The following is a 25,572-nucleotide window of genomic DNA, read 5'->3' as shown; positions in this document are numbered from 1 at the left end:
CGTCGAAACCTCAGTGCGCGAAGTGGCGCGCCCCGGTGAAGTACAGCGTCACCCCGGCCTCACGGCACAGGTCGATGGTGTCCTTGTCGCGAATGGACCCGCCCGGCTGCACGATCGCCTTGATACCCGCGGCGACCAGCTGCTGGGGGCCGTCGGAGAACGGGAAGAAGGCGTCGGAGGAGGCCACCGAACCCTTGGCCCGGTCACCCGCGCGCTGCACGGCCAGCTGCACCGCGTCCACCCGGTTGACCTGACCCATGCCGACACCGACCGAGGCGCCGTCGTGGGCCAGCAGAATGGCGTTCGACTTCACGGCACGGCAAGCGCGCCAAGCGAATTCGAGGTCGGCGAGGGTCTCGGCATCGGCCGCCTCGCCCGCGACCAGCTGCCAGTTGGCGGCGGAATCGCCCTCGGCGTCGATGATGTCGCGGTCCTGCAGCAGGACGCCGCCGCTCACCGGGCGCAGTTCGGCGCCCTTGCGCTGCGGGGCCTCGGCCACCAGGATGCGCACATTCTTCTTGCGCTGCAACACTTCCACGGCGCCGTCGGCGTAGCCCGGAGCCACGATCACCTCGGTGAAGATCTCGGCTACCTGTTCGGCCATCGCCACCGAGACCTCACGGTTGGCCGCGATCACGCCGCCGTACGCGGAGACCGGATCGCAGGCGTGCGCCTTGCGGTGCGCCTCGGCGATATCCGCGCCCACGGCGATGCCACAGGGGTTGGCGTGCTTGATGATCGCGACGGCGGGAGCGTCGAAGTCGTAGGCGGCGCGCCAGGCGGCATCGGCGTCGGTGTAGTTGTTGTACGACATCTCCTTGCCGTGCAACTGCCGCGCCTGCGCCAGCCCGGCCGGACCGGCCTCGTTGGTGTACAGCGCGGCGGCCTGATGCGGGTTCTCGCCGTAGCGCAGCACCGACTCGCGGGTCCAGGTCGCGCCGATCCACTCCGGGAAATGCTGTGCGCCTTCGGATTCCGAGGCGGCGGCGGGCGCGACCGCCGGAACCGCCACCGAGGTCATCCAGCTGGCGACCGCCACATCGTAGGAGGCGGTGTGCTGGAAAGCCTTGGCCGCCAAGGCCGTCCGCTGCGCGAGGGTGAAGCCGCCGTCGGCGACCGAGGCGAGCACCTCGTCGTAGTCGCGGGTGTCGACCACCACGGCCACCGAGGGGTGGTTCTTGGCGGCCGCGCGCACCATGGACGGGCCGCCGATATCGATCTGCTCCACGCATTCGTCGATGGACGCGCCCGAGGCCACGGTCTGGGTGAACGGGTAGAGGTTCACCACGACGAGCTGGAAGGCCTCCACACCGAGCTCGACCAGCTGGTCGACGTGCTCTTCCTTGCGGGTGTCGGCGAGAATGCCCGCGTGCACGCGCGGGTGCAGGGTCTTGACGCGGCCGTCGAGGGTCTCCGGAAAACCGGTCAGGTCTTCGACTTTGGTGACCGGGATACCCGCGTCGGCGATCTTGTTGGCGGTCGAACCGGTCGAGACCAGCTCCACACCGGCCGCGTGCAGGCCCGAGGCCAACTCGATCAGACCGGTCTTGTCGTAGACACTGACAAGGGCGCGCTTGATCGGCTTCGTGTCAGCCGAACCGACTGCTGCTTCGCTGCGCTCACTCACCGGCGAACTCGCTCATCTGGGATAACTGCCTTTCGTCCATCGGAGACAATGCCTCGGTTCGCGACGGCGGCAACGACTTCCGCCAACAACCGCCGCTCCACGACCTTGATGCGCTCGTGCAGGGTGGCCTCGTCGTCGGAGGGCAGTACCGGCACGGCTTCCTGCGCGAGAATGGGCCCGGTGTCGACACCGGCATCGACCAGATGCACGGTGGAGCCGGTGACCCGCACCCCGTAGGCGAGGGCGTCGCGCACCCCGTGCGCGCCCGGGAAGGCGGGCAGCAGCGCGGGGTGGGTGTTGATGATGCGGCCGCCGAACCGGTGCAGGAACTTCGGGCCGAGGATCTTCATGAAACCGGCGGAGACCACCAGATCCGGGTTCCGGGCGGCGACGGTCTCGGTGAGGGCGGTGTCCCAGGCGGCGCGATCGGCGTAATCGGGCAGCGCCACGCGGAAGCTCGGGATGCCGAACTCGGCGGCATGGGTGGTGGCGGCGCAGTCGCGGTCCACGCCGACGGCGATGACGCGGGCCGGATAGTCCGGTTCCCGGGTCGCGTCGAGCAGCGAACGCAGCAGCGAGCCGGTGCCGGAGGCGAGCACGACGACGGTCGCGGGCGCGGTGGGCGGCAGCAGCTGGGCGGGCGTGGACGTCAGCGCACTACTCCCTGTGAGTCGGGCGGGGCGGGGGTGGGCGGATGCGAACCGCCGCCCTAGAGCCTAACGACCGTCCACTTCACCGTGCTCGGGCAGGTCCGCCTCTACCACTTCGGCGTCCACGATGTCCGGGGTTTCCGGGGAGTCGGCGTGGGGTTCGGCGGTGAGGGCGGTCTGGTCCTCGAGGAGTTCGCCGTCCACGGTGACCTCGCGGTCGCCGGGGGCGTCCTCGTAATCGTCGAACTCGTCGTCGTAGTAGTAGTCCTCGTCGAATTCGTCGTCGTAGGAATCGAATTCGTCGTAGTCGTCGATAGGGGCGGGGGCGATGAACCAGCGGGCGCAGAACATGCCCACGTAGCCCGGTACGGCCAGCCAGACGAAGGCCGCGGCGGCCAGCAGCAGCGGGTTGGGGCCGATCCAGCCGAAGGAGCCGAGTTCGCCGCTGGCGAGGCCGCCCAGGAACGTGAGCAGCAGGGCGGCCACGGCGGCGGAGGTCAGAGTCGCCCACGGGGCGGTCGGGCGGTCGTCGGTGGCGCGGCCGATATCCAGGCCGCCGAGGACGCCGACCGCGGCGGGGATCAGCAGCAGCACCGGCCACCAGCCCGCCGCCGGACCGGTCGGGATGGCCGCGGCCAGGGGTACCGCGGGGATGCGCGCGCCCTCGACCGCGAACAGGCTCAGCGAGCCGTCGCCGATGTTGACGGTGCCGCCGAGCAGCATGCTCGTCGCGTCGACGAGCACGTTCGGCAGATAGGCCAGCGACAGCAGGGTCAGGCCGAGCACGCCGACCACATTGCCCGCGGCCTGATAGGTGTCGCCGATGCGCGACCAGTGGGCCAGGAAGGAGATGACGGTGACGAGCGCCGCGACCGCCAATAGTCGTCGCACCGCGTTGAATCCGGCCTTCGCGCCCGGCTCCACCCAGTCGGGTAGGTCCACCGGGGCCAGCGCCGCCAGTTCCCGCCAGCGGCGGCTGCCGATACCCACGACGGCCGCGAGCAGATGCAGGCCGATGACCCAGCCGAAGGCCGACAAGGTGTCCGGCGGTTGCAGGGCGATCACCGCCGAGGCATCGTCGGCGACGGCCAGACAGACCGCGGTGATGAGCAGCGGACCCGCCACCGCCGCACCCACGATCCACCCGAGATCGGCGCGGCGACTGTCGGGTTCGACCGCCCGGGCGCAGTCTCGCGCCGCCAACCAGAGCATGAACCCGGTCGGCAGCAGGGGTAGTAGCCCCAGCGGCGTCTTGCCGATCACCAGCGGAACCTGATGCACCGCAAGCCAGCTCGCCGCGATGGCCCCGCCGGTCCCCTCCATCCCGCTGCCCGCCGCCACCAGCGCCCCCACCACGAGCACCACGATCAACAGCAGCGTGATGCTCGCCGCCCGCGCCGCCACCACCAATAGCACCCGAGCCCGCTCCGGCGTCAACGACCCGAACCCCCCGGACCCCGGCTCCCGCTCCACCTCACGCGGAATGCTGTCACTCAGGCGCACCAGCGCGGCTTTCGCGGAGCTCATGGAAAACCAGCGTGGCACCTCCCCCCGCCGCCCCGTCTCAGGCGCGCCGCGCGCCTTCCTCCGCTCATAGGCCCGCCCGGCCGCACCCGACCGCCGTCTCCCCCGAACGCCCTCCTCGCGATAGGCAGTAGACCGACGAGGATCCCGATCGACACCGGCGGCCGCACGATCTCCACCCCGCCGCCGCCCGGCCGCTTCCCGTCCGCCTCTCTCGTCCGGCGACCGAGCAGCCTCGCGATCCGACGACCCGCGACGGCGGCGTGCCTCATCGGTGCGACCACCACCGGATGGGCGGCCACGGCCCGAACCCCCTGGCGCGCGCCGATACTTGCGACCGACCTCGCCGTCCGACAGGTGGACCGCGCGCTCGGCGTCGCCCGCCGACCGGCGGCGCGACCGGGCCGAATTCTCATCGGGGCGGCGATATTCGGCAGCCCGACCGTCGAACTCGCGCTGGGATGTGCGGGCGGTGTCGGCAGCCGACCGGCGGCCATCATCCACGGCACCCGGGCCATGTCGGTAATCGCGAGCCCCACGCGCGGCGGAGCGGTCATCGGGCGCACCCCGCGTTCGACGAGACGCACGAGTGGTCCCCGAGGACACACGGCGGAGCGGCTCGTCGTCGGAGCTCCGGCGACGCTCACGGCCCGGATCGCCGGTGGGGCGGCGGTACTCGCGAGAGACCGGCCCGTCCGATTCCTCCGACGGTCTACGGGAGCGGGGCTCGGCATCAGTGCCGCCGTCGCGGCGGCGGGGGCGGGCCGAATCCCCGGTGCGGCGGCAGGTCTCGCCGGGGTCGCGAGGAGGTTGGGCGGCTGTGGTGCGTTGGTATTCGCGGAAGGCTTCGCCTGCGGAGAGGCGGCGGCGGGGTGGTTCTGAACTGGGCACGGGGACAACGACAATCGGCAGGAGGGGCGGATTTCGGGGGATGGGCTCAGCCGGATAGCGGACGGCCCCCGGTGGAGTCCACCGGGGGCCGTCCGTGCATCAATCCGGTTTCCCGGGCGACTACTTGTCGTCCTGGCCCGGGCGGAACGCCTTGGTGGCGTCGGCCGCGGGATCACCGGCCGGGTCGCCGCCGAACGGCTTCTCCTGGCCACCACCGTAATTCGGCGCGCCGCCGTACTGCTGGGCGCCGAAGTGCTGGGTCGCGCCTTCCTCCGGGCGCGGCTGCTGCTGCGAGCCGGTGCCGTAGGAGGTCTGGCCGTAGGACTGCTGGCCCGGCTGCTGACCGTAGGTCGGCTGCGAACCGGACTGCTGGCCGTAGGACGGCGGCTGCTGGCCATAGGACTGCTGGCCGGGCTGCTGACCGTAGGACGGCTGCTGCTGGTACTGCGGGCCGGTGCCCTGACCGCCGCCGAAACCACCCTGCTGGCCGTACTGCTGGCCCGGCTGCTGACCGTAGCCACCCTGCTGGCCGTATCCGCCCTGCTGGCCGAAGGACTGACCGCCCTGACCGTAGCCGGGCTGCTGGCCGCCGAAACCACCCGGCTGCGGGGCGGGCTTCGGGGCGGGCGGCTTGAGGATGTTCAGGTCGAACAGCAGCGCGGCGATGGCCACCGCGGCCTGCACGAAGGCCAGGAACAGGATCGCCCAGCCACCCCACTTCATGGTGACCGAATCGTCCAGGCTGAACACCATGAACAGCAGGGTCAGGAACGCCGCCAGCGAGGCGGCCGCCGCGAGGGCGGTCCAGCTGTTCTTGGCGACCAGCGACAGGCCCGCGAGGATGCCCGCGAACAACAGCACGGTCAGCAGTGCGGCACTGCTGGATTCGAAGAGGTTGTAGGAGGTATCGCCGCCCACGGTGGTCCCGCCGACCTCGACGGCCTTGGCACCGACGTAGGGCGCGAAACCGAGCAGGAAGTTGATGACACCGAGCGCGGCGACGCCGATAGCCAGGAAGAACGGCAGTCCCTTGCCCGCCGCGGCCGTGCCACTCGATCCCGTGCTGGAACCGGCGGACGGCTGTTGGCCGAAGCCGGGCTGGGAGGAGGGCGTCGGCGCGGGCGCGTTGTACCCCGAGCCCCCGGTCGGGTATGACATGTCGTCGTCTCCTATCGAGTAGTTCACGAACAGCGCTGGCTGCTCCCCCGACGCTACTGCACGCAACCGCCCGGGTCACCACCAACCGCTGCCCACGACCGGCGCGAATGCACCGAACCGAAGACGTCTTACCCACCCCCGATCCCCCTAAACCGTTGAGCGCCAATGACTTTCATCACCACCAAGCTCAACAAGCCCCCACCGAACCACACTTACGACACCGTTACGTCATCGAGACCCCCGAATCCCCTCCCCCGCCCCACCCCTCCAGCCCCCAAATACGCCGAACGCCGCCCACCGATAACGGCGGACGGCGAACACAAGCCTCCAAAGCCCCTCACCCGAGCAGCGCGCCAGGCCGAGACCCACACTCCCGAGGCGTCAGCGCGGAGCCCCACGCTCCGCCACGCACTCGAGGCGTCAGCGCGGAGCCCGACACTCCGCCACGCACTCGAGGCGTCAGCGGCCGAGACCCGCACTCGAGGCGTCAGCAGGCGAGACCCGCACTCCCCCACGAGCGAAGCGTCAGCAGCCGAGACCTGCACTCCTCCACGGGCGGAGCGTCAGCGGGCGAGACCCGCGCCCCTCCACGAGCGGAGCGTCAGCGGGCGAGACCCGCGCCCCTCCACGAGCGGAGCGCCAGCGGGCGAGACCCGCACTCCCCCACGGGCGCAGCGTCAGCGGCCGAGACCCGCACTCCCCCACGGGCGCAGCGTCAGCGGGCGAGACCCGCACTCCCCCACGGGCGCAGCGTCAGCGGGCGAGACCCTCATCTCCACTCGCCTCGCGAGCGGACGAGAACCTCGCCCCCCACTCTTGCCCTGTGCCCCGCTGCCGCAGGCAGCGGGGCACGAGAACATCAAGCGCTGATCGACGCCTTCTCCAGGATCTCGCGAGCCAGCGCGGCGGTCTCGGACGGCGTCTTGCCGACCTTCACGCCCGCGGCCTCGAGGGCGTCCTTCTTGGCCTGGGCGGTACCGGCGGAGCCGGAGACGATGGCACCGGCGTGGCCCATGGTCTTGCCCTCGGGGGCGGTGAAGCCCGCGACGTAGCCGACGACCGGCTTGGTGACGTTGGCCTGGATGTAGGCCGCGGCCCGCTCCTCGGCGTCGCCGCCGATCTCGCCGATCATGACGATGAGCTTGGTCTCGGGATCCTTCTCGAACGCCTCGATGGCGTCGATGTGGGTGGTGCCGATGACCGGGTCGCCGCCGATGCCGATGGCGGTCGAGAAGCCGAAGTCCCGCAGCTCGTACATCATCTGGTAGGTCAGGGTGCCGGACTTGGAGACCAGTCCGATCGGGCCCTTGCCGGTGATGTTGGCCGGGGTGATGCCGACCAGCGACTCACCCGGGGTGATGATGCCGGGGCAGTTCGGGCCGATGATGCGGGTCTTGTTGCCCTTCTCCACGTTGTAGGCCCACGCGTAGGCGGTGTCCTGCACCGGGATGCCCTCGGTGATGACCACGAGCAGCGGGATCTCCGCGTCGATGGCCTCGATGATGGCGTCCTTCGAGAAGGCCGGGGGCACGAAGGCGATCGAGGTGTCGGCCCCGGTCTTCTCCATGGCCTCGGCGACCGACGCGAACACCGGCAGCTCGATGTCGTTGCCGTCGGCGTCGACGTGCTTGACGGTGGTGCCCGCCTTGCGCGCGTTCACACCGCCCACCACATTGGTGCCCGCCTTGAGCATCAGCGCGGTGTGTTTGGTGCCCTCACCGCCGGTGATGCCCTGGACGATGACCTTGTTGTCCTTGTTCAGGAAGATAGACATATCGGTTCGTGTCCTTACTTGGCCGCAGCCAGTTCGGCGGCCGTGTCAGCGCCTTCGTCCATGGTCTGAGCGAGCGTCACCAGCGGATGGTTGGCGTCGACGAGGATCTTGCGACCCTCCTCGACCTTGTTGCCGTCGAGGCGCACGACCAGCGGCTTGTTGGCTTCCGAGCCCAGGATCTCCAGGGCCTGCACAATGCCGTTCGCGACCGCGTCACAGGCGGTGATGCCACCGAAGACGTTCACGAACACGGACTTGACCTGCGCGTCGTTGAGGATGACGTCCAGGCCCGCGGCCATGACGGCGGCCGAAGCGCCGCCGCCGATGTCGAGGAAGTTGGCGGGCTTGACGCCGCCGTGGTTCTCACCGGCGTAGGCGACGACGTCCAGGGTCGACATGACCAGGCCCGCGCCGTTGCCGATGATGCCGACCTCGCCGTCGAGCTTCACGTAGTTGAGGTCGTTCTGCTTGGCCTTGAGCTCGAGCGGATCGGTGGCCTCGATATCCGCGAACTCGGCGTGGTCGGCGTGCCGGAATTCGGCGTTCTCGTCCAGGGTGACCTTGCCGTCGAGGGCGAGGATCTGGTTGTCGGGGGTGCGCACCAGCGGGTTGACCTCCACGAGGGTGGCGTCTTCCTTGATGAACACCTCCCACAGCTTCTGGATGGTCACCGCGGCCGCGTCCAGGATGTCGGCGGGCAGGTGGCCCTGCTCGGCGATGGAACGGGCGAAGGCCAGGTCCACACCCTTGACGGCATCGACCGGCACCTTGGCCAGGCGCTCGGGGGTGTTGGCGGCGACCTCTTCGATCTCCATACCGCCCTCGACCGAGCACATGGCCAGGTAGGTGCGGTTGGAGCGATCCAGCAGGAAGGAGATGTAGTACTCCGAGGCGATGTCCTTGGCCTCGGCGACCAGGATCTTCTTGGTGATGTGGCCCTTGATGTCCAGGCCCAGGATGTTCTGGGCGTGGGTGAAGGCGTCCTCGGGGGTGGCGGCGTACTTCACGCCACCGGCCTTGCCGCGGCCACCGACCTTGACCTGCGACTTGATCATCACAGGCTTGCCGATTTCCTCCGCGATGGCACGGGCGTCCTCGGCCGAGTCCGTGACGCGGCCCTCCGACGAAGGCACTCCGTGCTTCACGAAGAGTTCCTTCGCCTGATATTCGAAGAGATCCATGTACTCACCGTCTCGTCTGCGTTGTTGTGACAACGTCTGGTTTGGCGGCCCGTCGTCGGGGGCGGGTCGGGTCGGACTCTAATCAGTCACATGGAGCGGAAATCAGCCGCATACAGCCTAAGTGGCGCAGGTCACGGTAGAGTCTCCGAGGCCACAAAACCGCTGGGTATGGCTACTGGCGAGTAGCTTTTTGGTCACGCTCCAGGTTAGCGGCGAGAATATCGAGCGGCACAACCTGCTACGACGTTTTGTAGTTGACAGAGCTCACGCGGTTACCCACAGCACAGTGAGGCAATCCTGGACGACAAGGTGATGAATGTCACACCGACGGTGTCAAGAGGGTCCATCGCTTGCCGACCCGCAATCGTTTCGTTACCGTCGTTGCGGTCGATGTCACAACACGGTCACGGCAGGAGGACGGCAGGCTTGACGCAGCACAGCGCTCCGCAGGTAGTGAGCCGCCCCGCGGCAGACCCGTCGACTTCAGGCTTTCCCAGTCCCGCGCGAAATGAACGCCGATGAGCGACGGCGTATTCCCCGCTGGACGTCGTGCGCGGGCCAATCGATACCGCCAGGACGACGAAAACTTCGGCGGCTCCGGACATTTCGACCAGAACACCCAGTTCGGCGGGGGTACCCGCTTCGAGCACGGTGAGGTCTACGGCTGGGGGCGCACCGCCACCGCCACCGCCACCGCGCGGAACGACTGGAACACCCCGGGCAGCGATTGGAATGCCCAGGGCTACGGCGCATCCGGCCACGCCGCCGACGACCACGCCGCGAACCAGGACTGGAACGCCGACGGCGAGTCCTGGGAGGACCGCGCCGAAGGGTGGGCCGTCGGCTCCGAAACCTGGCAGGGCGACGAGTCGGGCTGGCAGGGCGAGACCTGGAATGGCAACGGCGAGACCTGGAACGAGGGCGCGGCCTGGAATTCCGGCGACGCCTGGGACTCCCCCGCCGATCCGGAACCCTCCGACGAGTACCAGCCCGTCTACACCTTCCGCACCGCCTCCGGTGAGCCGCTCGAGTTCTCCCGGGACGGCGCGCGCGTCGACAGCGGATCCCGCGAATCCGCGCCCGCCGCGGCCGAACCCCTCTCCCGCGCCGCACGCAACCGCCGCCGCTCCGGTGGCGCGCACCGCCTGCCCGCCCCGCCCGCCGCGCTGAAGGGCCGCGCCGCCGTGGTGGCGGTGGCCGCCGGTGCCGTGGTGGCCGCCGGACAGACCGGGATGGATGCCTCGGCTCCCGCGACGGGTGAGATCGAGGCCGTCGGCCAGATGACCGAGTTGGCCGCGCAGAGCGTCAGCCTCACCGGCGACGCGGTGACCGGCGGCTCGGAATCGCCTCAGGTGCTGAGCGTTTCGGCCCCGGCCGATCTGAGCCAGTTCAACGACATCCTGGCGAAGGGTCAGCAGTTCGCCGCCGATCTCGCCGAACAGGAAGCGGCCAAACTCCGCCCGCTGTTCACCCGCTTCGCCAATGGCAATTTCACCTCCGGCTTCGGCGCGCGGTGGGGCGTCCAGCATCTCGGCATCGATGTGGCCGCGCCCATCGGCACCCCCATCTACGCGGTGGCCGACGGCACGGTCATCGAGGCCGGTCCCGCCTCCGGCTTCGGTATGTGGGTGCGCCTGCTGCACGATGACGGCACGGTGACCATCTACGGCCATATCGACACCGCCACCGTCTCGCAGGGCGAGCGCGTGATGGCCGGTGACCAGATCGCCACCGTCGGCAATCGCGGCTTCTCCACCGGCCCGCACTGCCACTTCGAGGTCTGGTTGAACGGCGTCGACAAGGTCGATCCGGTGCCGTGGTTGGCCTCGCGCGGCATTTCGCTGGGACCCCAGCGCGACTGACCGTCACTCGACGCGACTGTCTTTCGCCCCCATGATCTTTCGATGGGCGCGCCGTGAAAACGGCGCGCCCATCGGTGTTCTCACGCCCGCGCCGCGTAGCCCTTCGGATCGAAGCGAGATACGGTGTCGCCGTAGATGACCGGCGCGGTATCGCACCCCGCGATGAAGTCGCTGGGGAAGCCGACCTCGAAGGGCGCGGCCGCCTCGAGCGCCTCGACCGCCTCCTCCGACAGCGTGACCTCGACCGCGCCCAGATTCTCGGCGAGTTGGGCGGCGGTGCTGACACCGACGATGGGCAGCACGTTCGCATACCGGTGCCGGGTCCAGGCGAGGGCGACATGCGCCGCGGGCACACCCATATCGGCCGCGACCTTGCCGACGGCCGCGGCGGCGGCGCGCTGACGTTCGGTGTGCTTGGCCGGATCGTTGCGGTTGCCGCCGCGACCGGAGAGCACGCCCTGCCCGAGCGGTCCCCACGCGGTCACGCTCATACCGAAGGCCTCCGCCATGGGCAGCAGTTCGCGTTCGGCATCGCGCCAGAGCAGGTTGTAGGGCACCTGAAGGCCCGCGAACGGCGTCGAACCGCGCAGCTGCGCAAGGGTATTGGCCTGCGCGACCACCCAGGCCGGTGCGTCGGAGATGCCGATGTGCAGCACCTTGCCCGAGCGCACCACATCGTCGAGCGCGCGCAGCGTCTCCTCGATGGGCGTGTAGCGGTCCCAGACGTGCACCCAGTACACGTCGATGTAGTCGGTGCGCAGCCGCCGCAGGCTCTGCTCCAGGGTGTGCACCAGATTCTTGCGGTGATTGCCGGAGGCGTTGGGGTCGCTGGCATCGCGCGAGGGCGTGTACTTCGTGCCGATGACGAAGCGGTCTCGGTCCTGGAGCACGGAGCCGAGCAGCTCCTCACTGGTTCCGTAGGAGGCGGCGGTGTCGAGGAAGTTTCCTCCGGCCTCGGCGAAAGTGTCGAGAATGCGGCGGTATTCGTCGGCATCGCGCAGGGCCATGGTGCCCAGGACGAGCTCGGACACGCGCAGGCCGGTTCGGCCGAACAGTCGGTATCGCATCATGGGAACCACTCTGCGAGACCGCCGCACCCGTAGGGAGGCCGCCGTAGGGCCACCCTACGAGTCCCCCTACGAGCCGTGGAAGCGTCGGCCCACCGAATCCAGCGCCCTGCGCAGCGCCGGTTCGAGCGGCAGCTCCGCCTCGATGGCAGCGCGCAGGGCGGCGATGCCCGCGCCGGTGAACGCGCCGACGATGACGGCCGCCTCGATCTCGTCGAGTTCGTCCGCGCAGGTGCGGTGCAGTTCGACCGCCATGCGCTGCTGCACATCGAACAGTCGCTTCAGGCTGGTGGCGTGCAGCGCGGGCACCGTGAGCACCAATCGCGCCCGGTGCGGCCCCAGTTCGCCGTCCGGATCGCCGGTGCGCTCCACCGCGAGCATGGCCTCGTAGGCGCGCAGCACCATATCCCCCGGCGTCTCCCCCGGGTGACGTTCGCCCAACTCGCGTAGCCCCGCCTCGACGATGTGCGAGCGGTCGGCGAAGAGCAGGTCTTCCTTGGTGCCGAAGTAGTTGAAGAACGTGCCGGGCGAGACCTCCGCCGCCTTGGCGATCTCGGTGATGGTGGTGCCGTCGTAGCCCTTGTCGTCGAAGAGGCGGTAGGCGGCGCGCAGCAGTGCGCGCCGCGTCCGCTCCTTTTTGAGTTCACGCAGCCCGACCTCGGCATCTCCCATACGCGGAAGAGTACTACAGTCGGCACAAATTTACAGTTGCTTTATTTTTGAAGTCGCTTCAAACTTGGGGCATGTGCGGAATTACGGGATGGGTCTCCTACGACCGAGATCTGAGCGCCGAGCGCGAGAGCGCGACGGCCATGACGACGACCATGACGGCACGGGGGCCCGATGCGGGCGGCCTGTGGATCCGGAACCACGCGGCGCTGGGACACCGCCGCCTCGCGGTGATCGATATCGAGGGCGGCGCGCAGCCGATGACCGTCGAGACGCCGAACGGCACTGTCGCCCTGGTGTATTCGGGCGAGAGCTACAACTTCGCCGAACTGCGCGCCGACCTGGTGCGCCGCGGGCACCGCTTCCGCAGCCGCTCCGACACCGAGGTGGTGCTGCGCGGCTATCTGGAGTGGGGCGAGGCGGTGGCCGACAAGCTCACGGGCATGTACGCCTTCGCGATCTGGGACGAGCGCGACGAACGCCTCGTACTCGTCCGCGACCGGCTCGGCATCAAACCGCTGTATCTGTGGCCCACCGCGGACGGGGTGCTGTTCGGGTCGGAGCCCAAGGCCATTCTGGCCAATCGGCTCGCCCGGCCGGTGGTCGGCGTCGACGGCCTGCGCGAGCTGTTCAGCATGATCGTCGACACCCGGACGGCGTTCTGGGAGGGTATGCGGCAGGTCGAGCCGGGCACGGTGGTCACCGTGTCCCGCAACGGTATTCGCGAGAATCGGTACTGGCGTTTGCCGACCGCCGATCACACCGACGACCGCGACACCACCATCGCGACCGTGCGCGGCCTGCTCGAGGAGAGCGTCGCCGGGCAGCTCGTCGCGGATGTGCCGTTGTGCACCCTGCTCTCCGGCGGTCTGGACTCCTCGGCCATTACGGCGCTGGCGGCCGCGCGGCTGGGCGCCGACGGTGGCACGGTGCGCAGCTGCACCGTCGAATTCGCCGAGCAGCAAGAGCATTTCGTGGCCGACGACTGGCGCTCCACCCTCGATTCGCCCTTCGCCGCCGAGGTCGCGGAGCATGTGCGGGCCGAATACCACCGCATCGTGGTGGACACCGCGGAGCTGGCCGCCCCCGAGACGCGCGCGGCGGTGGTGGAGGCCCGCGATATGCCGCTCGGCCTGGGCGACAGCGATGCCTCGCTGTACCTGCTGGCCCGCGCCGTGCGCGCCCGGTCGACCGTCGCGCTGTCCGGGGAGTCGGCCGACGAGATCTTCGCGGGCTACCGCTGGTTCCATATCCCGGAGATGCGCGACGCCGACACCTTCCCGTGGCTGGCGGCCATGCCGGTGGAGATGACTCGACGCACGGGCTTGCTGCGCCCCGAGGTGGTGCGGGCGCTCGACCTGGAAACCTATGTGCGCGACCAGTATCGGACCGCGCTCGCCGAGGTGGAGGCGCGACCGGGCGACAGTGCGCTCGACGCCCGCGCCCGGCAGGTCTCACACCTGCATCTCACCCGGTTCCTGCGCGCCATGCTCGATCGCAAGGACCGCCTGAGCATGGCCGTCGGACTCGAGGTGCGGGTGCCGTTCTGCGATCACCGGCTGGTCGAGTACGTCCACAATGTGCCGTGGGCGATCCGCGCCTTCGACGGTCGGGAGAAGAGTCTGCTGCGCGCGGCCACCGCCGATCTGCTGCCGGAATCGGTGGTCCGGCGGGTGAAGTCGCACTATCCGCTCACGCAGGACCTGGCCTATGTGACGGCGCTGCAGCAGCAGGCCGCGGCGGTGCTCACCGGCGAATCCGGCCGTCGGGTACTGGAATTGGCCGACGCCGACGCGGTGGCGAAACTCGTCGACCGCCCGGCGGCCGATCTCGGCATGCCCGACCGGGTCGGGCTGGAGCAGTTCCTGGATCTGGGGATCTGGCTCGATCGCCACGATCCCGAACTGCGCCTCGCCTGACCGAGCCGCGACAGCCCCGCCTCGAGGATGCGGCGGGGCTGTCGTGGTGTCAGAGCTTGATGAGGGTGCGGCTGTACTGCGGGATGAGGCGGATCTTTCCGGCGGTGCCGAAATCGATGGTGACCGTGGCCAAAGCGCCGAAGCCCTCCGCGGCGACCACGCGACCCAGGCCGTACTTGTCGTCGCTCACCCGATCGCCGACCGCCAGCACCAGACCGGTGTTGTTGCGCTTTCCGGCGGCGGTGGTCGCCGAGGGCGCGGGGCGGCGTTCGCCGCGCACGCCGGGGCGGGGTTCGTTCCAGCCGTCGCCCCGGGTCCAGTCCCGATCGAAGCCCTCGTCGTCACCGCGACGACGGAATCCGCCCGTCTGCTTGGGCGCGGGCTCCAGCCGTCGCCAGTCCATGAGGTGACCCGGAATCTCTTGCAGGAAGCGGGATTCCGGATTGGAGACCGGCTGCCCCCAGCCCGAGCGCACCACGGCGCGGGTCAGGTACAGGCGTTTGCGGGCGCGGGTGATGCCGACATAGGCGAGGCGGCGTTCCTCCGCCAGTTCGGTGGGATCGCCCAGGGCGCGCATATGCGGGAACTGGCCGTCCTCCCACCCGGTGACGAAGACGACCGGGAATTCCAGACCCTTGGCGGTGTGCAGGGTCATCAACGTGACCACGCCCGTACCCTCGTCCGGAATCTGGTCGGAGTCGGCGACCAGCGAGACGCGCTCCAGGAACGCCGCCAGCGATCCGGGTTCCGGTTCGCCCTCGGCGGCCTCGGGCAACAGCCCCTCGGCGCGGGCAGCCTCCACATTGTTGCGCGCCTCGGAGCTGAATTCCCTTGCGACGCTGACGAGTTCATTGAGGTTGTCGAGTCGCGCCCCGTCCTGCGGATCGTCGGAGGCCTCCAGTTCGGCGCGGTAGCCGGTGCGATCGAGAACGGCCTCGACCACGCTGCCCACATCCGGGAAGTCCAGATCGTCCTGGACGCCCGCGGCCCGGATCTCCTCCATCAGCTCCACGAAATTGGCGATGGCGCGCTGCGAGCGAGTGTTGAGCAGCGCCACCTTGCCCTCGGCGGCATCGCGCAGGGCCTGCGCGAAGCCGATGCCCCGGTTCTCGGCGTGCACCGCCACACAGGCCTCGGCGCGATCGCCGATGCCCCGGCGCGGGGTGTTGAGAATGCGGCGCAGGCTCACCGCGTCGTCCGGATTCTCCAGGACGCGCAGGTAGGCCACGATATCGCGGACCTCCTTACGCTCGTAGAACCGCACGCCGCCGACCACCTTGTAGGGCAGCCCCATGCGAATGAAGATCTCCTCCAGCGCCCGGGAGTTGTTGTTGGTGCGGTAGAACACCGCCACATCGCCGTAGTTGGCATCGCCCTGGTCGACCAACTTGTCGATCTCGCGCGCCACGAACGAGGCCTCGTCGTGTTCGTTGTCGGCGACGTAGCCGGTGATCAGCTCACCGTCGCCCTGATCGGTCCACAGCTTCTTCTCGCGCCGGTTCTCGTTGCGTGCGATGACGGCGTTGGCGGCGGCCAGAATATGCTGCGTGGAGCGGTAGTTCTGTTCCAGCAGAATGGTTTCCGCATCCGGGAAGTCGCGCTCGAACTCCTCGATATTGCGAATGGTGGCCCCGCGGAAGGCGTAGATGGACTGATCGGCGTCGCCCACCACGCACAGTTCGCTGGGCGGCACCTCGGAGTCCGCGGTGAGGTGGTGCCCGACGAGTTCGCGCACCAGCGTGTACTGCGCATGGTTGGTGTCCTGATACTCGTCGACCAGCACGTGCCGGAACCGCCGCCGGTAGTACTCGGCCACATTGGGGTGCCGCTGCAGGATTGCCACGGTCTCGCCGATGAGGTCGTCGAAGTCCAGGGCATTGGCCGCGCGCAGCCGCCGCTGGTACTCCTCGTAGACCCGGGCGACCAGGCGCGGCAGCTCGGTGTCGTCGGTCTCGGCGTCGGCCGCGGCCTGCTCGGGGCCGATGAGCTCGTTCTTCAGATTCGAGATGGCGGTGGCCAGCAATCTCGGCGTGTACTTCTTGGCGTCGATATCGAAATCGCGGCCGATCATGGCGAGCAGCCGCCGTGAATCGTCGGCGTCGTAGATGGAGAAGTTGGAGTTCAGCCCCGGCACCAGCCCGGCCTGGGTGCGCAGAATCCGCACGCAGCTGGAGTGGAAGGTGGAGACCCACATGCTGGCGGCGCGGGGGCCGACCAGTCCGCCGACGCGCTCGCGCATCTCGGCGGCGGCCTTGTTGGTGAAGGTGATGGCGAGAATCTGCCCGGGGCTCACCCCTCGGGCGGCTAGCAGATAGGCGATGCGCCGGGTCAGCACCGCGGTCTTGCCCGATCCCGCGCCCGCCACGATCAGCAGGGGGGAACCGGAGTGCACCACCGCGGCGCGCTGCTGCGGGTTCAGCCCCTCCAGCAACCGCTCGGTCTTCTGTTCGTCCTCAGCCACCGTAGCCACCGTCGTGTTCATCGCCCATCCACGCTACCGGCGGGCACCGACAGACATCCATCCCGCCGCCGGAGGTGTCCGAATAGTGTTGGTGGAGCGAACTTCGAGTGAACCCGTACCCGGGCAAAACTCTCAGGAGATTCCAAACGTAATCGTTTTGACTCGCCCCTGGCCCGTGGCACACTGGCCAGGTGACCAGCGCTCCAGTGAGACCAGTTACCTGAGTGCGCCCATTCGGGGGACAATGTAGAACCGACCAGGTCGGCTATTCAAGTTGCAGTCATGGTGAAAGAACCGATTGGTAACGCGTCGGGACCGCCTGCCGATCGACGTTCTGACCACGAGGAGAAGAAGTATGAGCATCTCGACGACGGGACAAGACAAGCCTGCCACCGGCTCGGACTCCGCTCTGCCCACCGAGGCGGAGATCGACACGCTGCGCAAGGAAATCGACAAGCTCGACGCCGAGATCCTGGCCGCGATCAAACGCCGCACCGAGGTCTCCCGCCTCATCGGCCGCACCCGGATGGCCAATGGCGGTCCCAAGCTGGTGCATTCGCGGGAGATGAAGGTCCTCGAACGCTTCAGTGAGCTGGGCCAGGAGGGCCACACCCTCGCCATGCTGCTGCTGCGCCTCGGCCGCGGCCGCCTCGGGCATTAACATCTGCCTCCGCTTCGCTCCGGCGGATTCGCGGCCCTGCAAGCTCGAATCTTCCCTCCCTCCGGGCACTCCTTCGTCGCACCCTCCGGTCAGTCCAGATCCGAGCCGGGCCGCGAATCACGAGTGCTGAGGCGTAGCGAGCGGAAAGACTTCGCGGCGTTCATCGAGCTCTGAGTTCGGCGAGCTCCGCGTTCCCCAGGCCGCCCCGGGTGATTTCTCACCCCGGGGCGGTCGCTTTACGTTCAGGACAGGGCGATGTACTTCGTGCTGAGGTACTCCTCGATGCCCTCGAAGCCGCCCTCGCGGCCGAAGCCGGACTGCTTCACACCGCCGAAGGGGGCGGCCGGATCGGAGATGACGCCGCGATTGACGCCGACCATGCCGGTTTCCAGGCCCTCGGCGACACGCAGGGCGCGGTCCAGGTCGCGGGTGTAAAGGTATGCGACCAAACCGAATTCGGTGTCGTTGGCCGCGGCCAGGCCCTCTTCCTCGGTATCGAAACCGACGATCGGGGCAACGGGCCCGAAGACCTCTTCGCGCAGGATGCGGGCCCGCGCCGGGATATCGGTGAGGACGGTGGCCGGATAGAACCAGCCGGGCCCACCGGGAGCCTTGCCGCCCAGGGCCACCTGCGCGCCCGCCGCGACCGCGTCGTCGACGAGTTCGGTGACGGTGTCGAGCTGATTCTCGTTGACGAGCGGGCCGAGGGTGGTGGACTCCTCGGTGCCGGGGCCGAGCTTGTACTCGGCCATGGCCGCCACCAATTTCTCGGTGAATTCCTGGCGAACCGAATTCTGGACGTGGAAACGGTTGGCCGCGGTGCACGCCTCGCCGCCGTTGCGGAGCTTGGCCAGCACCGCGCCCTGGACCGCGGCGTCGATATCGGCGTCGTCGAAGACCACGAAGGGGGCATTGCCGCCGAGCTCCATGGAGGTGCGCAGCAGACCGTGCGCGGAGGACTCGACGAGCTTCTTGCCGACCGGGGTGGAGCCGGTGAAGGTGAGCTTGCGCAGGCGCGGATCCTCCAGCAGCGGCGAGGTGAGGGCGCTGGAGCGGCTGGTGGTGACGACCGACAGCACGCCGTCGGGCAGCCCGGCCTCATGGCAGAGCTTGGCGAGCAGCAGCATGGTGAGCGGGGTCTCGCTCGCCGGTTTCACGATCATGGTGCAGCCCGCGGCCAGGGCCGGGCCGATCTTGCGGGTACCCATGGCCAAGGGGAAGTTCCAGGGCGTGATGGCCAGACACGGGCCGACCGGCTGCTTGTGCACCATGATGCGGCCGGTGCCCGCCGGTGCGGTCTGGTAGCGGCCGTGAATGCGCACGGCCTCCTCGCTGAACCAGCGGAAGAACTCGGCTCCGTACTTCACCTCGTTGCGGCTCTCCGGCAGCGCCTTGCCCATTTCGAGGGTCATGAGGAGCGCGAACTCCTCGGCGCGGTCCATGATCGCCTCGTACACGGCGCGCAGGATCTCACCGCGCTGGCGGGCCGGGGTGGCGGCCCACTCGGCCTGTACCGCCACGGCCGCGTCGAGGGCGCGCGCACCGTCCTCGGGCGTCGCGTCGGCGATCTCGACGAGCACTTCGCCGGTCGCGGGATTGTGCACGGGGAAGGTCGCGCCGCCGGTGGCGTCCACCGGTCCGCCGATCCAGAGCTGCGTGGGAACTGATTGGAGTAGTTCGCTTTCGGACACCATAACGCCAGCCTAGGCTCGTCTCGAATGCTCTTGGAGTAGTCCGGACAAATCCGGCGGAGCCGCCGACGGTGCGGTCGGCTGGCCCGGGTTTACCTGGTGTTACCTGCGCGTAGGAGCGGGGGGTTGTAACCTCGGCGGACGTGAGCAGCGACATCACCGCGACGGCGGCCTGGCGGAAACTGCACGATCATCATGTGGCGCTGGCCGACCGTCATCTTCGTGAGTTCTTCGCCGACGATCCCGAGCGCGGACGTGAGCTGGTCGTGCGGGTCGGCGATCTGCGCATCGACTACTCCAAACATCGCGTGACGCGCGAGACCTTGGATCTGCTGGTCGAATTGGCGCATACGGCGGAAGTGGAGCGGCGCCGCGACGCCATGTTCGCGGGGCGGCACATCAATACCTCCGAGGATCGGGCGGTGGCGCACTGGGCGCTGCGCGAGCCCGCGGCGGCGCGCGTCGAGATCGACGGCGCGGACGCCACGGCGCAGGTGCACGAAGTCCTCGGGCGCATGGGCGAATTCACCGACGCGCTGCGGTCGGGGCAGTGGCGCGGCGCGACCGGCGAGCGCATCGAGACCGTGGTGAACATCGGTATCGGCGGCTCGGATCTGGGTCCCGCCATGGTGTATCGAGCGCTGCGGCACTACGCGGACGCCGGTATCTCGGCGCGCTTCGTCTCGAATGTGGACCCGGCCGATCTGGTCGCCAATCTCCAGGGCCTCAATCCGGAGACCACGTTGTTCATCGTGGCGTCCAAGACGTTTTCGACTTTGGAGACGCTCACCAATGCCACGGCGGCGCGGCGCTGGCTGACCGCCGCGCTGGGCGACGACGCGGTGGCCAAGCACTTCGTCGCGGTGTCCACCCACGCCCAGCGGGTGTCGGAGTTCGGTATCGACACCGCGAACATGTTCGGCTTCTGGGATTGGGTGGGCGGCCGGTACTCGGTGGATTCCGCCATCGGCCTGTCGGTCATGGCCACCATCGGCAAGGAGCGTTTCGCGGAGTTCCTGGACGGAATGCACCGTGTGGACGAGCATTTCCGCACCGCGCCGCTGGCCGAGAACGCGCCGGTGCTGCTCGGTCTGCTCGGCGTCTGGTACTCGAACTTCTTCGGCGCGCAGTCGCGGGCGGTGCTGCCCTACTCCAACGACCTGGCCCGCTTCCCGGCGTATCTACAGCAGCTGACCATGGAATCGAACGGGAAATCCGTTCGCGCGGACGGGACTCCGGTCACCACGTCCACCGGCGAGATCTTCTGGGGCGAGCCGGGCACCAACGGCCAGCACGCCTTCTATCAGCTGCTGCATCAGGGCACCCGGCTGGTTCCGGCGGATTTCATCGGATTCGCCCGTCCCACCGACGATCTGCCGACCCTCGACGGCAGCGGCAGTATGCACGACATTCTCATGAGCAATCTGTTCGCGCAGACCAAGGTGCTGGCCTTCGGCAAGACGGCCGAGGAGATCGCCGCCGAGGGCACGGACCCGAAACTGGTGCCGCACAAGGTGATGCCGGGCAACCGACCCTCCACCGCGATTCTGGCTCCGCAGCTGACGCCGTCGGTGTTGGGTCAGCTCATCGCGCTCTACGAGCACCAGGTGTTCACCGAGGGCGCGATCTGGGGTATCGACAGCTTCGACCAGTGGGGCGTGGAGCTGGGCAAGCAGCAGGCGCTGGCCCTGGAGCCGCTGTTGACCTCGGCGGAAGACCCTGAGCCGCAGGCGGATTCCTCCACCGACGCGCTGATCCGCTGGTACCGCGACAACCGCTGATCAGTCCAGGAACAGCCGGGCCAGCGCGTCGCGGTCGGCCACCCCGAGTTTCGGCAGCACCCGATGCACGTGGTGGCCAACGGTTTTCGCGCTGAGGAACAGCTGCGCCGCGATGTCCTCGTCGGTGGCCCCGGTGGCCGCCAGGCGGACGACGTGGCGCTCCTGCGGTGTGAGACAGGCGAAGACGTCGGGCTCGGGTTCGGGTACGTCCCGCTCACCTGCCGCGCGGAGTCCGGTGCGGGCACGGTCGGCCCAGGGTGCCGCACCGAGACGGTCGAAGGTCTCGAGGGCGCGCCGCAGGGGCGCGCGGGCCTCGCTGGCGCGCTGCTCGCGCAGTAGCCATTCGCCGTAGAGCAGGGCGGTCCGGGCGTGGTCGTACCAGCGGTCGGCGGTGGCGTGCAGGGTCATGGCCTTGGCGTACAGTTCGCCCTCGCCGGTGAGCAGGCCGCGGCAGCGCAGTGCCAGCCCTTCGGCCCACGGCAGGTCCAGAGCCGCTGCCCAGGTGTCGATTTCGGCGACGGCGGCGACGGCGCGATCGGGGCGGCCGAGTCGCGCGGCCGCCTCCACCAGATCCGCCAGCAGGTCGACCCAATGTCCGCGCGCCTGTTTCGGCCGCTCGTAGAGCGTCCGCAAACGGTCGAGGGCCTGTTGGTGGCGGCCGTGGCCGAGGTCCAGCAGCGCCAATGCCCAATGACAGTGCGTGATATCGATGGCATTGCCGTCGTCGGGTGATTGCCGAAGCGTGCGTGCGGTCAGTTCCCGGCAGCGCGCATCCTCACCGCGGACGGCGGCGATCATGGCGAGCAGCGCCTCGGCGGCCGCTTCCCGACTGGGCTGGCCGATATCGGCGGCGATGCGCAGCGCCTGTGTCGCGACGACTTCCGCTTCCCGGAAGTCGCCCAGTATGAGCTGGGTATTGGCGAGGAAACAGGCGACGGCGGGATACCAGCCGACCATGCCACGCGCGCAGACCACGGCGGCGAGTTCGGTCAATTGCGCTCGCGCCGTGGGCATATCGCCGATGAGCGCCAACTGCGCGGCCAACGCCATGCGCACCGAGATCATCTCGAGGGGCACCGAATCGCCGAATACCGCGTTGGCGCGAATCATGGCGATACCGGTGACCGGATCCCCGGTCTGCATCACCAGCGGCCCGCGCAGGGTCGAGAGCAGCGCGTCGCGCATCGGCCCCAGCGACAGTTCGGCCAGCCGGTGGTGCGCGACCCGGAAGTCCACGAGATCGCCTGCCGTCCACGCTATTCGGCCCGCCTCGATGAGCAGCCAGGCGGCGCGCTCGGGCGCGATATCGGCGAGGTGTTCGGCGGCGGCCAGCATGAGCTGGTGGGCGTGCTTCGGTGAGCCGTACTCGAATTCGATGAGCGCCCGCGCGCTGATCACCCGGGCGCGCTCGGCCGGACGCAGCAGCGTCCGCTCGGCCGCGTCCGCCAGTCGCAGGGCGTAGTCGGTGCGTCCCGCCTCGGCGGCGGTCTCCACGGCGCGGGTGATGCGGCGGGCCCGTTCGGCCGGGGCGGGGCTGAGCTGGGCGGCGCGTTCGAGGGCCGCGGCGGCGCTGGCATGACCGCCCTGGTCACTGGCCTGTGCTGCGGCGGTTTCCAGTGCGGCGGCGAGGGTTTCGTCGGGACCGGTCGCGGCGGCGGCGAGATGCCAGGCCCGGCGTATCGGGTCGTCGACGAGCTCTTCGGCCCAAGCGGTGTGCACCGCACGCCGCTCGGCGGGGGCGGCGCGATGGTAGGCGGCGCGGCGCTGGAGCGGATGGGCGAAGGTGATCGCACCGTCGGCGAGGGTCACCATGCGGGACGATTCCGCCTCGGCGAGCGCGGCCCCGGTGTGCCCGAGGCGATGCAGCACGCGCAGGAGAGAGTCACGATCCGAGGTATCGGCCGATGCTGCGACAAGCAGTGTGGCGCGGGCGGTTTCGGCCATCGCCGCGATGCGAGTCTCGTACACGGAGAGCAGCCGCCGAGTCGTGTCCCCCGGCCTCGCGCTCTGTGCCGCATCCGCCGACGGGTCGAACTCCAAGAGTGCCAGCGGATTTCCAGCGGCCGCACGCAGAACGCGCTCCCGCATTACCGCATCGAGCCCCGGTCGACAACGTATGAGAAGTTCGGCCGCCGCCGACTCCTCGAGTGGCTCGGGCCGCAGTTCGGGCAACCCGTGCCCGTCGAATCCCGGCTCCGCGGCGAAGAGCATCGCAATGCCCTCCGCCCCGAGTCTGCGCGCGGCGAACAGCAGCGCGTCCACCGAGGGGCGATCCAGCCGGTGCACGTCGTCGACGAGACACAGCACCGGACCCTCAGCGGTGAGGTCGGCCAGCAGCGAGACGACCGCCACGCCGAGCAGGAACCGGTCCGCTCCGACGGCGGGCCATTGCCCCAGGGCCGCGCCCAAGACATGTCGCTGTGGCCCCGGCAGCCGGTCGAGCCGATCCGCCGCCGCGCCCAGCAGCAGTCGCAGCCCGGCGAAAGGCACGTCGCAGGGGCTTTCGACACCGGTGCAGCGCATTACTCGGCACCCGTCGCCCGCCCGACCCGAGGCGGCGCGCAACAGCGCGGATTTCCCCTCGCCGGATTCGGCGACAATCACCAGCGCACCGCTGCGGCCCGCCCGCGCGTCGCGGAGCAGCTTGTCGATGTGCTGCATTTCAGTGGAGCGGCCGTACAGCACACGCGACAACCTATTGCGCCCGGCAGGAATCGGCAAACGCACATTACGCGGGAATCAGACATTCCGCCCCGCTCAGCTGTGCGTTCGACTGCTCTAGTGGGCGATCATCAACGCCAGCGCGGCAATCGAGAAGCCGAGGAACAGCAGCGGCCCGGCGATGTTGTAGTAGACCTTGGCGCGAATGTGGGCGATCAGGGCGCAGACGAAGAACAGCACCAGCCCGGCGGCCGCCGCGATACCGACGGGCTGTAGCCCGGCCAGACCGGCGGCGAGTCCGAGCGCGCCCGCGCCCTTGGCCACTCCGAGGGCGGGCAGCCAACTCTCGGGTACGCCGACCGCCGCGGCATTGGCCTTGACGAAGGGGATGCGGGCGAAGTTGGCGACCGCCTCCGCCGCATTGAGCACAATGGCGATCACGGTGACGACAATGAAGGCGACCAGCATGTTCGGGCCTTTCCAACGGTGTGCGGCTAGTGGTTTCAGCCTCCGCCAGACCGTCGAACCGGTCCAATACCCCTTCGCATAACCAGCGGTTATGGACTCAGCTCGGCAGCAGGTCGGTCAGGGCCTCGTCGAGTGTGGGATAGCGGAACCGGAAACCGGCCTGCCGCAAGACCTCCGACGTGGCGTGGCGGCCGGTGAGCCCGAGAGCGGGGTCGGTGCGCAGGAATACCGCCCCGACCTTCAGCGCCAGCCCCGGCGTCGGCAGGGCCGGTGGGCGGTGCAGCTGACGACGCAGCGCGGCCATGAGATCGCGGTTGCGGACCGGGAAATCGGTGGCCGCCACCACAATGCCGTCGGGCAGCGCGATATCGGGGTCCAGGCCCAGGGCGGCCCGCGCGATCGCGAGCCAGTCCTCCACGTGAATCCAGCTGAACCACTGCCTGCCGTTGCCGATCCGACCACCCAATCCCGCCTTGGTCAGCCCCACCAGGCGCCGCAACGCGGGCGCGGTGGGATCGAGCACGATGGAGGTGCGCAGGATCGTCCAGTGCCGGGCATTGGCCCCCTCGAAAGCCCGCTCCCAGGGCTCGGCCACCCCGGTCATCTGCGGCAGCCCGATGGGCAGCGGAGTGCTTTCGGTACAGCGGATTTCGCCCGCGTCGGACCAGATCGCGGTGGTACTGGCCTGCAACCAGTAGTCGATCGGCCGATCCAGGGTTTTCGAGGCCGCCACCAGCGCGGCGGTGGAATCGACTCGGCTGGTGCGCAATTCGCTGATCTCACGTTCGGTCGGCCGTACGTCGACCAGCTTTCCAGCCAGATTGATCAGCGCGGTCCGACCCGGATTGCGCAGTGCGCCAACCCATTCCCCGACGCTGCGTCCATCCCAGCGCACCTGATCGAACGGCGAGTCGGCATCCTCGCGCCGGGTGAGAATGGTGACCCGGTGCCCTCGGCAGGTCAGGTCCGCGGCCAGCTGCTGCCCCAGCGCGCCACTGCCACCGGCGATCACCACCGACAGCGCGTCGGCACCCGGTTCGATTCCGGCCAGTTGCGCCAGCCTCGCGAAGCACACCCGCGCATCGGTCTCCAAGAGGCCGCCGACCACCCGCCGCATCACCGCCGCCGAGGGTCCCTCGAAGGTGAGCCGCTGGGTGACCTCGGTGCCGCCGTCACGCGCGGTCAGGCTCCACGCCATGCGCATGGTCCCGGCCGGTTCCGGCTGCTCGATCACCAATTCCCGCTCCGGAACGAACGCGGTGACGGCGAACGGCCGCGCGAACCGCGCGTGCACACCCCCGGTCACCGCGCCGCGCGGCAGGTAGTCGCCCTCGGTCCCCACGCCGGGTTCCCCGCGCAGTGTCACCGACCGCACGGCGGGATTCCATTCCGGCCAGCGCGCCGGATCGCCGAGCACGGCCCAGAGCCGGGCGGCGGGAAGGGCGATGAACTGGCTGTACGACGTTGTACGAGGCATACCGCGAACGCTAGACCTGTTCCCGGGCGGGCCGGAAGCGTGGGTTTGCT

Annotated in this window: 18 protein-coding genes; 5 read left to right on the top strand and 13 right to left on the bottom strand. The window is 69.2% G+C overall.

Annotation, left to right across the window (positions count from 1 at the left end; all coding sequences use genetic code 11):
• Positions 1-10 precede the first annotated feature (10 nt).
• From purH to ACIBH2_RS15370, 3 genes are all read right to left on the bottom strand, one after another.
• Complete coding sequence (purH, locus tag ACIBH2_RS15380; RefSeq protein WP_397117762.1) at positions 11-1,627, bottom strand: bifunctional phosphoribosylaminoimidazolecarboxamide formyltransferase/IMP cyclohydrolase; 1,617 nt, start codon at positions 1,625-1,627, stop codon at positions 11-13.
• The gene (gene purN, locus ACIBH2_RS15375) at positions 1,624-2,280 is read right to left on the bottom strand and encodes a phosphoribosylglycinamide formyltransferase (protein ID WP_397120763.1); all 657 of its coding nucleotides are present in this window, start codon (positions 2,278-2,280) and stop codon (positions 1,624-1,626) included. Before purN ends, purH begins: the two co-directional genes overlap by 4 nt.
• A 63-nt stretch (positions 2,281-2,343) precedes the next feature.
• Entirely contained in the window at positions 2,344-3,804 is a 1,461-nt protein-coding gene (locus tag ACIBH2_RS15370; RefSeq protein ID WP_397117760.1) for a DUF6350 family protein, read from the bottom strand.
• Between the two features lie 354 nt (positions 3,805-4,158).
• Here ACIBH2_RS15370 and ACIBH2_RS15365 point away from each other — a divergent pair, with 354 nt between their 5' ends.
• Positions 4,159-4,683: a hypothetical protein gene (locus ACIBH2_RS15365; protein WP_397117758.1), complete on the top strand. Its 525-nt coding sequence runs from the start codon at positions 4,159-4,161 to the stop codon at positions 4,681-4,683.
• Positions 4,684-4,812: 129 nt separating this feature from the next.
• Here the strand turns inward: ACIBH2_RS15365 and ACIBH2_RS15360 are convergent, their stop codons facing one another.
• From ACIBH2_RS15360 to sucC, 3 genes are all read right to left on the bottom strand, one after another.
• On the bottom strand, positions 4,813-5,850 hold the full coding sequence (locus tag ACIBH2_RS15360) for a DUF5336 domain-containing protein (protein WP_397117756.1): 1,038 nt from the start codon (positions 5,848-5,850) through the stop codon (positions 4,813-4,815).
• 859 nt (positions 5,851-6,709) lie between these two features.
• Entirely contained in the window at positions 6,710-7,624 is a 915-nt protein-coding gene (sucD, locus tag ACIBH2_RS15355) for a succinate--CoA ligase subunit alpha (protein WP_397117754.1), read from the bottom strand.
• Between the two features lie 14 nt (positions 7,625-7,638).
• Entirely contained in the window at positions 7,639-8,805 is a 1,167-nt protein-coding gene (gene sucC / locus ACIBH2_RS15350) for an ADP-forming succinate--CoA ligase subunit beta (protein WP_397117752.1), read from the bottom strand.
• Between the two features lie 518 nt (positions 8,806-9,323).
• Here sucC and ACIBH2_RS15345 point away from each other — a divergent pair.
• A complete protein-coding gene (locus tag ACIBH2_RS15345; RefSeq protein ID WP_397117750.1) occupies positions 9,324-10,667 on the top strand; it encodes a M23 family metallopeptidase in 1,344 nt (447 codons plus the stop codon).
• 80 nt (positions 10,668-10,747) lie between these two features.
• Here ACIBH2_RS15345 and ACIBH2_RS15340 read toward each other — a convergent pair whose 3' ends face one another.
• Together ACIBH2_RS15340 and ACIBH2_RS15335 are read right to left on the bottom strand one after the other, a co-directional pair.
• A complete protein-coding gene (locus ACIBH2_RS15340; RefSeq protein ID WP_397117748.1) occupies positions 10,748-11,737 on the bottom strand; it encodes an aldo/keto reductase in 990 nt (329 codons plus the stop codon).
• Positions 11,738-11,803: 66 nt separating this feature from the next.
• Positions 11,804-12,406 carry a TetR/AcrR family transcriptional regulator gene (locus ACIBH2_RS15335; protein ID WP_397117746.1) on the bottom strand — a complete coding sequence of 201 codons (603 nt, stop codon included), beginning with the start codon at positions 12,404-12,406 and terminating at the stop codon, positions 11,804-11,806.
• Between the two features lie 71 nt (positions 12,407-12,477).
• Between ACIBH2_RS15335 and asnB the strand changes: the two genes are divergently transcribed.
• On the top strand, positions 12,478-14,322 hold the full coding sequence (gene asnB, locus ACIBH2_RS15330; RefSeq protein WP_397117744.1) for an asparagine synthase (glutamine-hydrolyzing): 1,845 nt from the start codon (positions 12,478-12,480) through the stop codon (positions 14,320-14,322).
• Between the two features lie 49 nt (positions 14,323-14,371).
• Here asnB and pcrA read toward each other — a convergent pair whose 3' ends face one another.
• Positions 14,372-16,804 (bottom strand): DNA helicase PcrA, encoded by a 2,433-nt coding sequence (gene pcrA, locus ACIBH2_RS15325; RefSeq protein WP_397117742.1) that lies wholly within the window; start codon positions 16,802-16,804, stop codon positions 14,372-14,374.
• 334 nt (positions 16,805-17,138) lie between these two features.
• Between pcrA and ACIBH2_RS15320 the strand changes: the two genes are divergently transcribed.
• Entirely contained in the window at positions 17,139-17,444 is a 306-nt protein-coding gene (locus tag ACIBH2_RS15320; protein WP_397117740.1) for a chorismate mutase, read from the top strand.
• A 242-nt stretch (positions 17,445-17,686) separates the two neighbouring features.
• Here ACIBH2_RS15320 and ACIBH2_RS15315 read toward each other — a convergent pair whose 3' ends face one another.
• Positions 17,687-19,138 carry an NAD-dependent succinate-semialdehyde dehydrogenase gene (locus tag ACIBH2_RS15315; RefSeq protein WP_397117738.1) on the bottom strand — a complete coding sequence of 484 codons (1,452 nt, stop codon included), beginning with the start codon at positions 19,136-19,138 and terminating at the stop codon, positions 17,687-17,689.
• Between the two features lie 140 nt (positions 19,139-19,278).
• Here ACIBH2_RS15315 and pgi point away from each other — a divergent pair, with 140 nt between their 5' ends.
• A complete protein-coding gene (pgi, locus tag ACIBH2_RS15310; RefSeq protein ID WP_397117736.1) occupies positions 19,279-20,916 on the top strand; it encodes a glucose-6-phosphate isomerase in 1,638 nt (545 codons plus the stop codon).
• Here pgi and ACIBH2_RS15305 read toward each other — a convergent pair whose 3' ends face one another.
• From ACIBH2_RS15305 to ACIBH2_RS15295, 3 genes are all read right to left on the bottom strand, one after another.
• Positions 20,917-23,601: an AAA family ATPase gene (locus ACIBH2_RS15305; protein WP_397117734.1), complete on the bottom strand. Its 2,685-nt coding sequence runs from the start codon at positions 23,599-23,601 to the stop codon at positions 20,917-20,919.
• A gap of 93 nt (positions 23,602-23,694) precedes the next feature.
• Positions 23,695-24,045, bottom strand: coding sequence for a DoxX family protein (locus ACIBH2_RS15300; RefSeq protein ID WP_397117732.1), 351 nt, complete (start codon positions 24,043-24,045; stop codon positions 23,695-23,697).
• A 97-nt stretch (positions 24,046-24,142) separates the two neighbouring features.
• Entirely contained in the window at positions 24,143-25,522 is a 1,380-nt protein-coding gene (locus tag ACIBH2_RS15295; protein ID WP_397117730.1) for a DUF1731 domain-containing protein, read from the bottom strand.
• Positions 25,523-25,572: the final 50 nt, after the last annotated feature.

Origin of the sequence: Nocardia sp. NPDC050406 (assembly GCF_044459025.1) — a bacterium.
In the GTDB taxonomy this organism is placed as follows: Bacteria; Actinomycetota; Actinomycetes; order Mycobacteriales; family Mycobacteriaceae; genus Nocardia.
The sequence above is the reverse complement of the archived record's forward strand: the minus strand, read 5'-3'. Positions and strand labels throughout refer to the sequence as shown.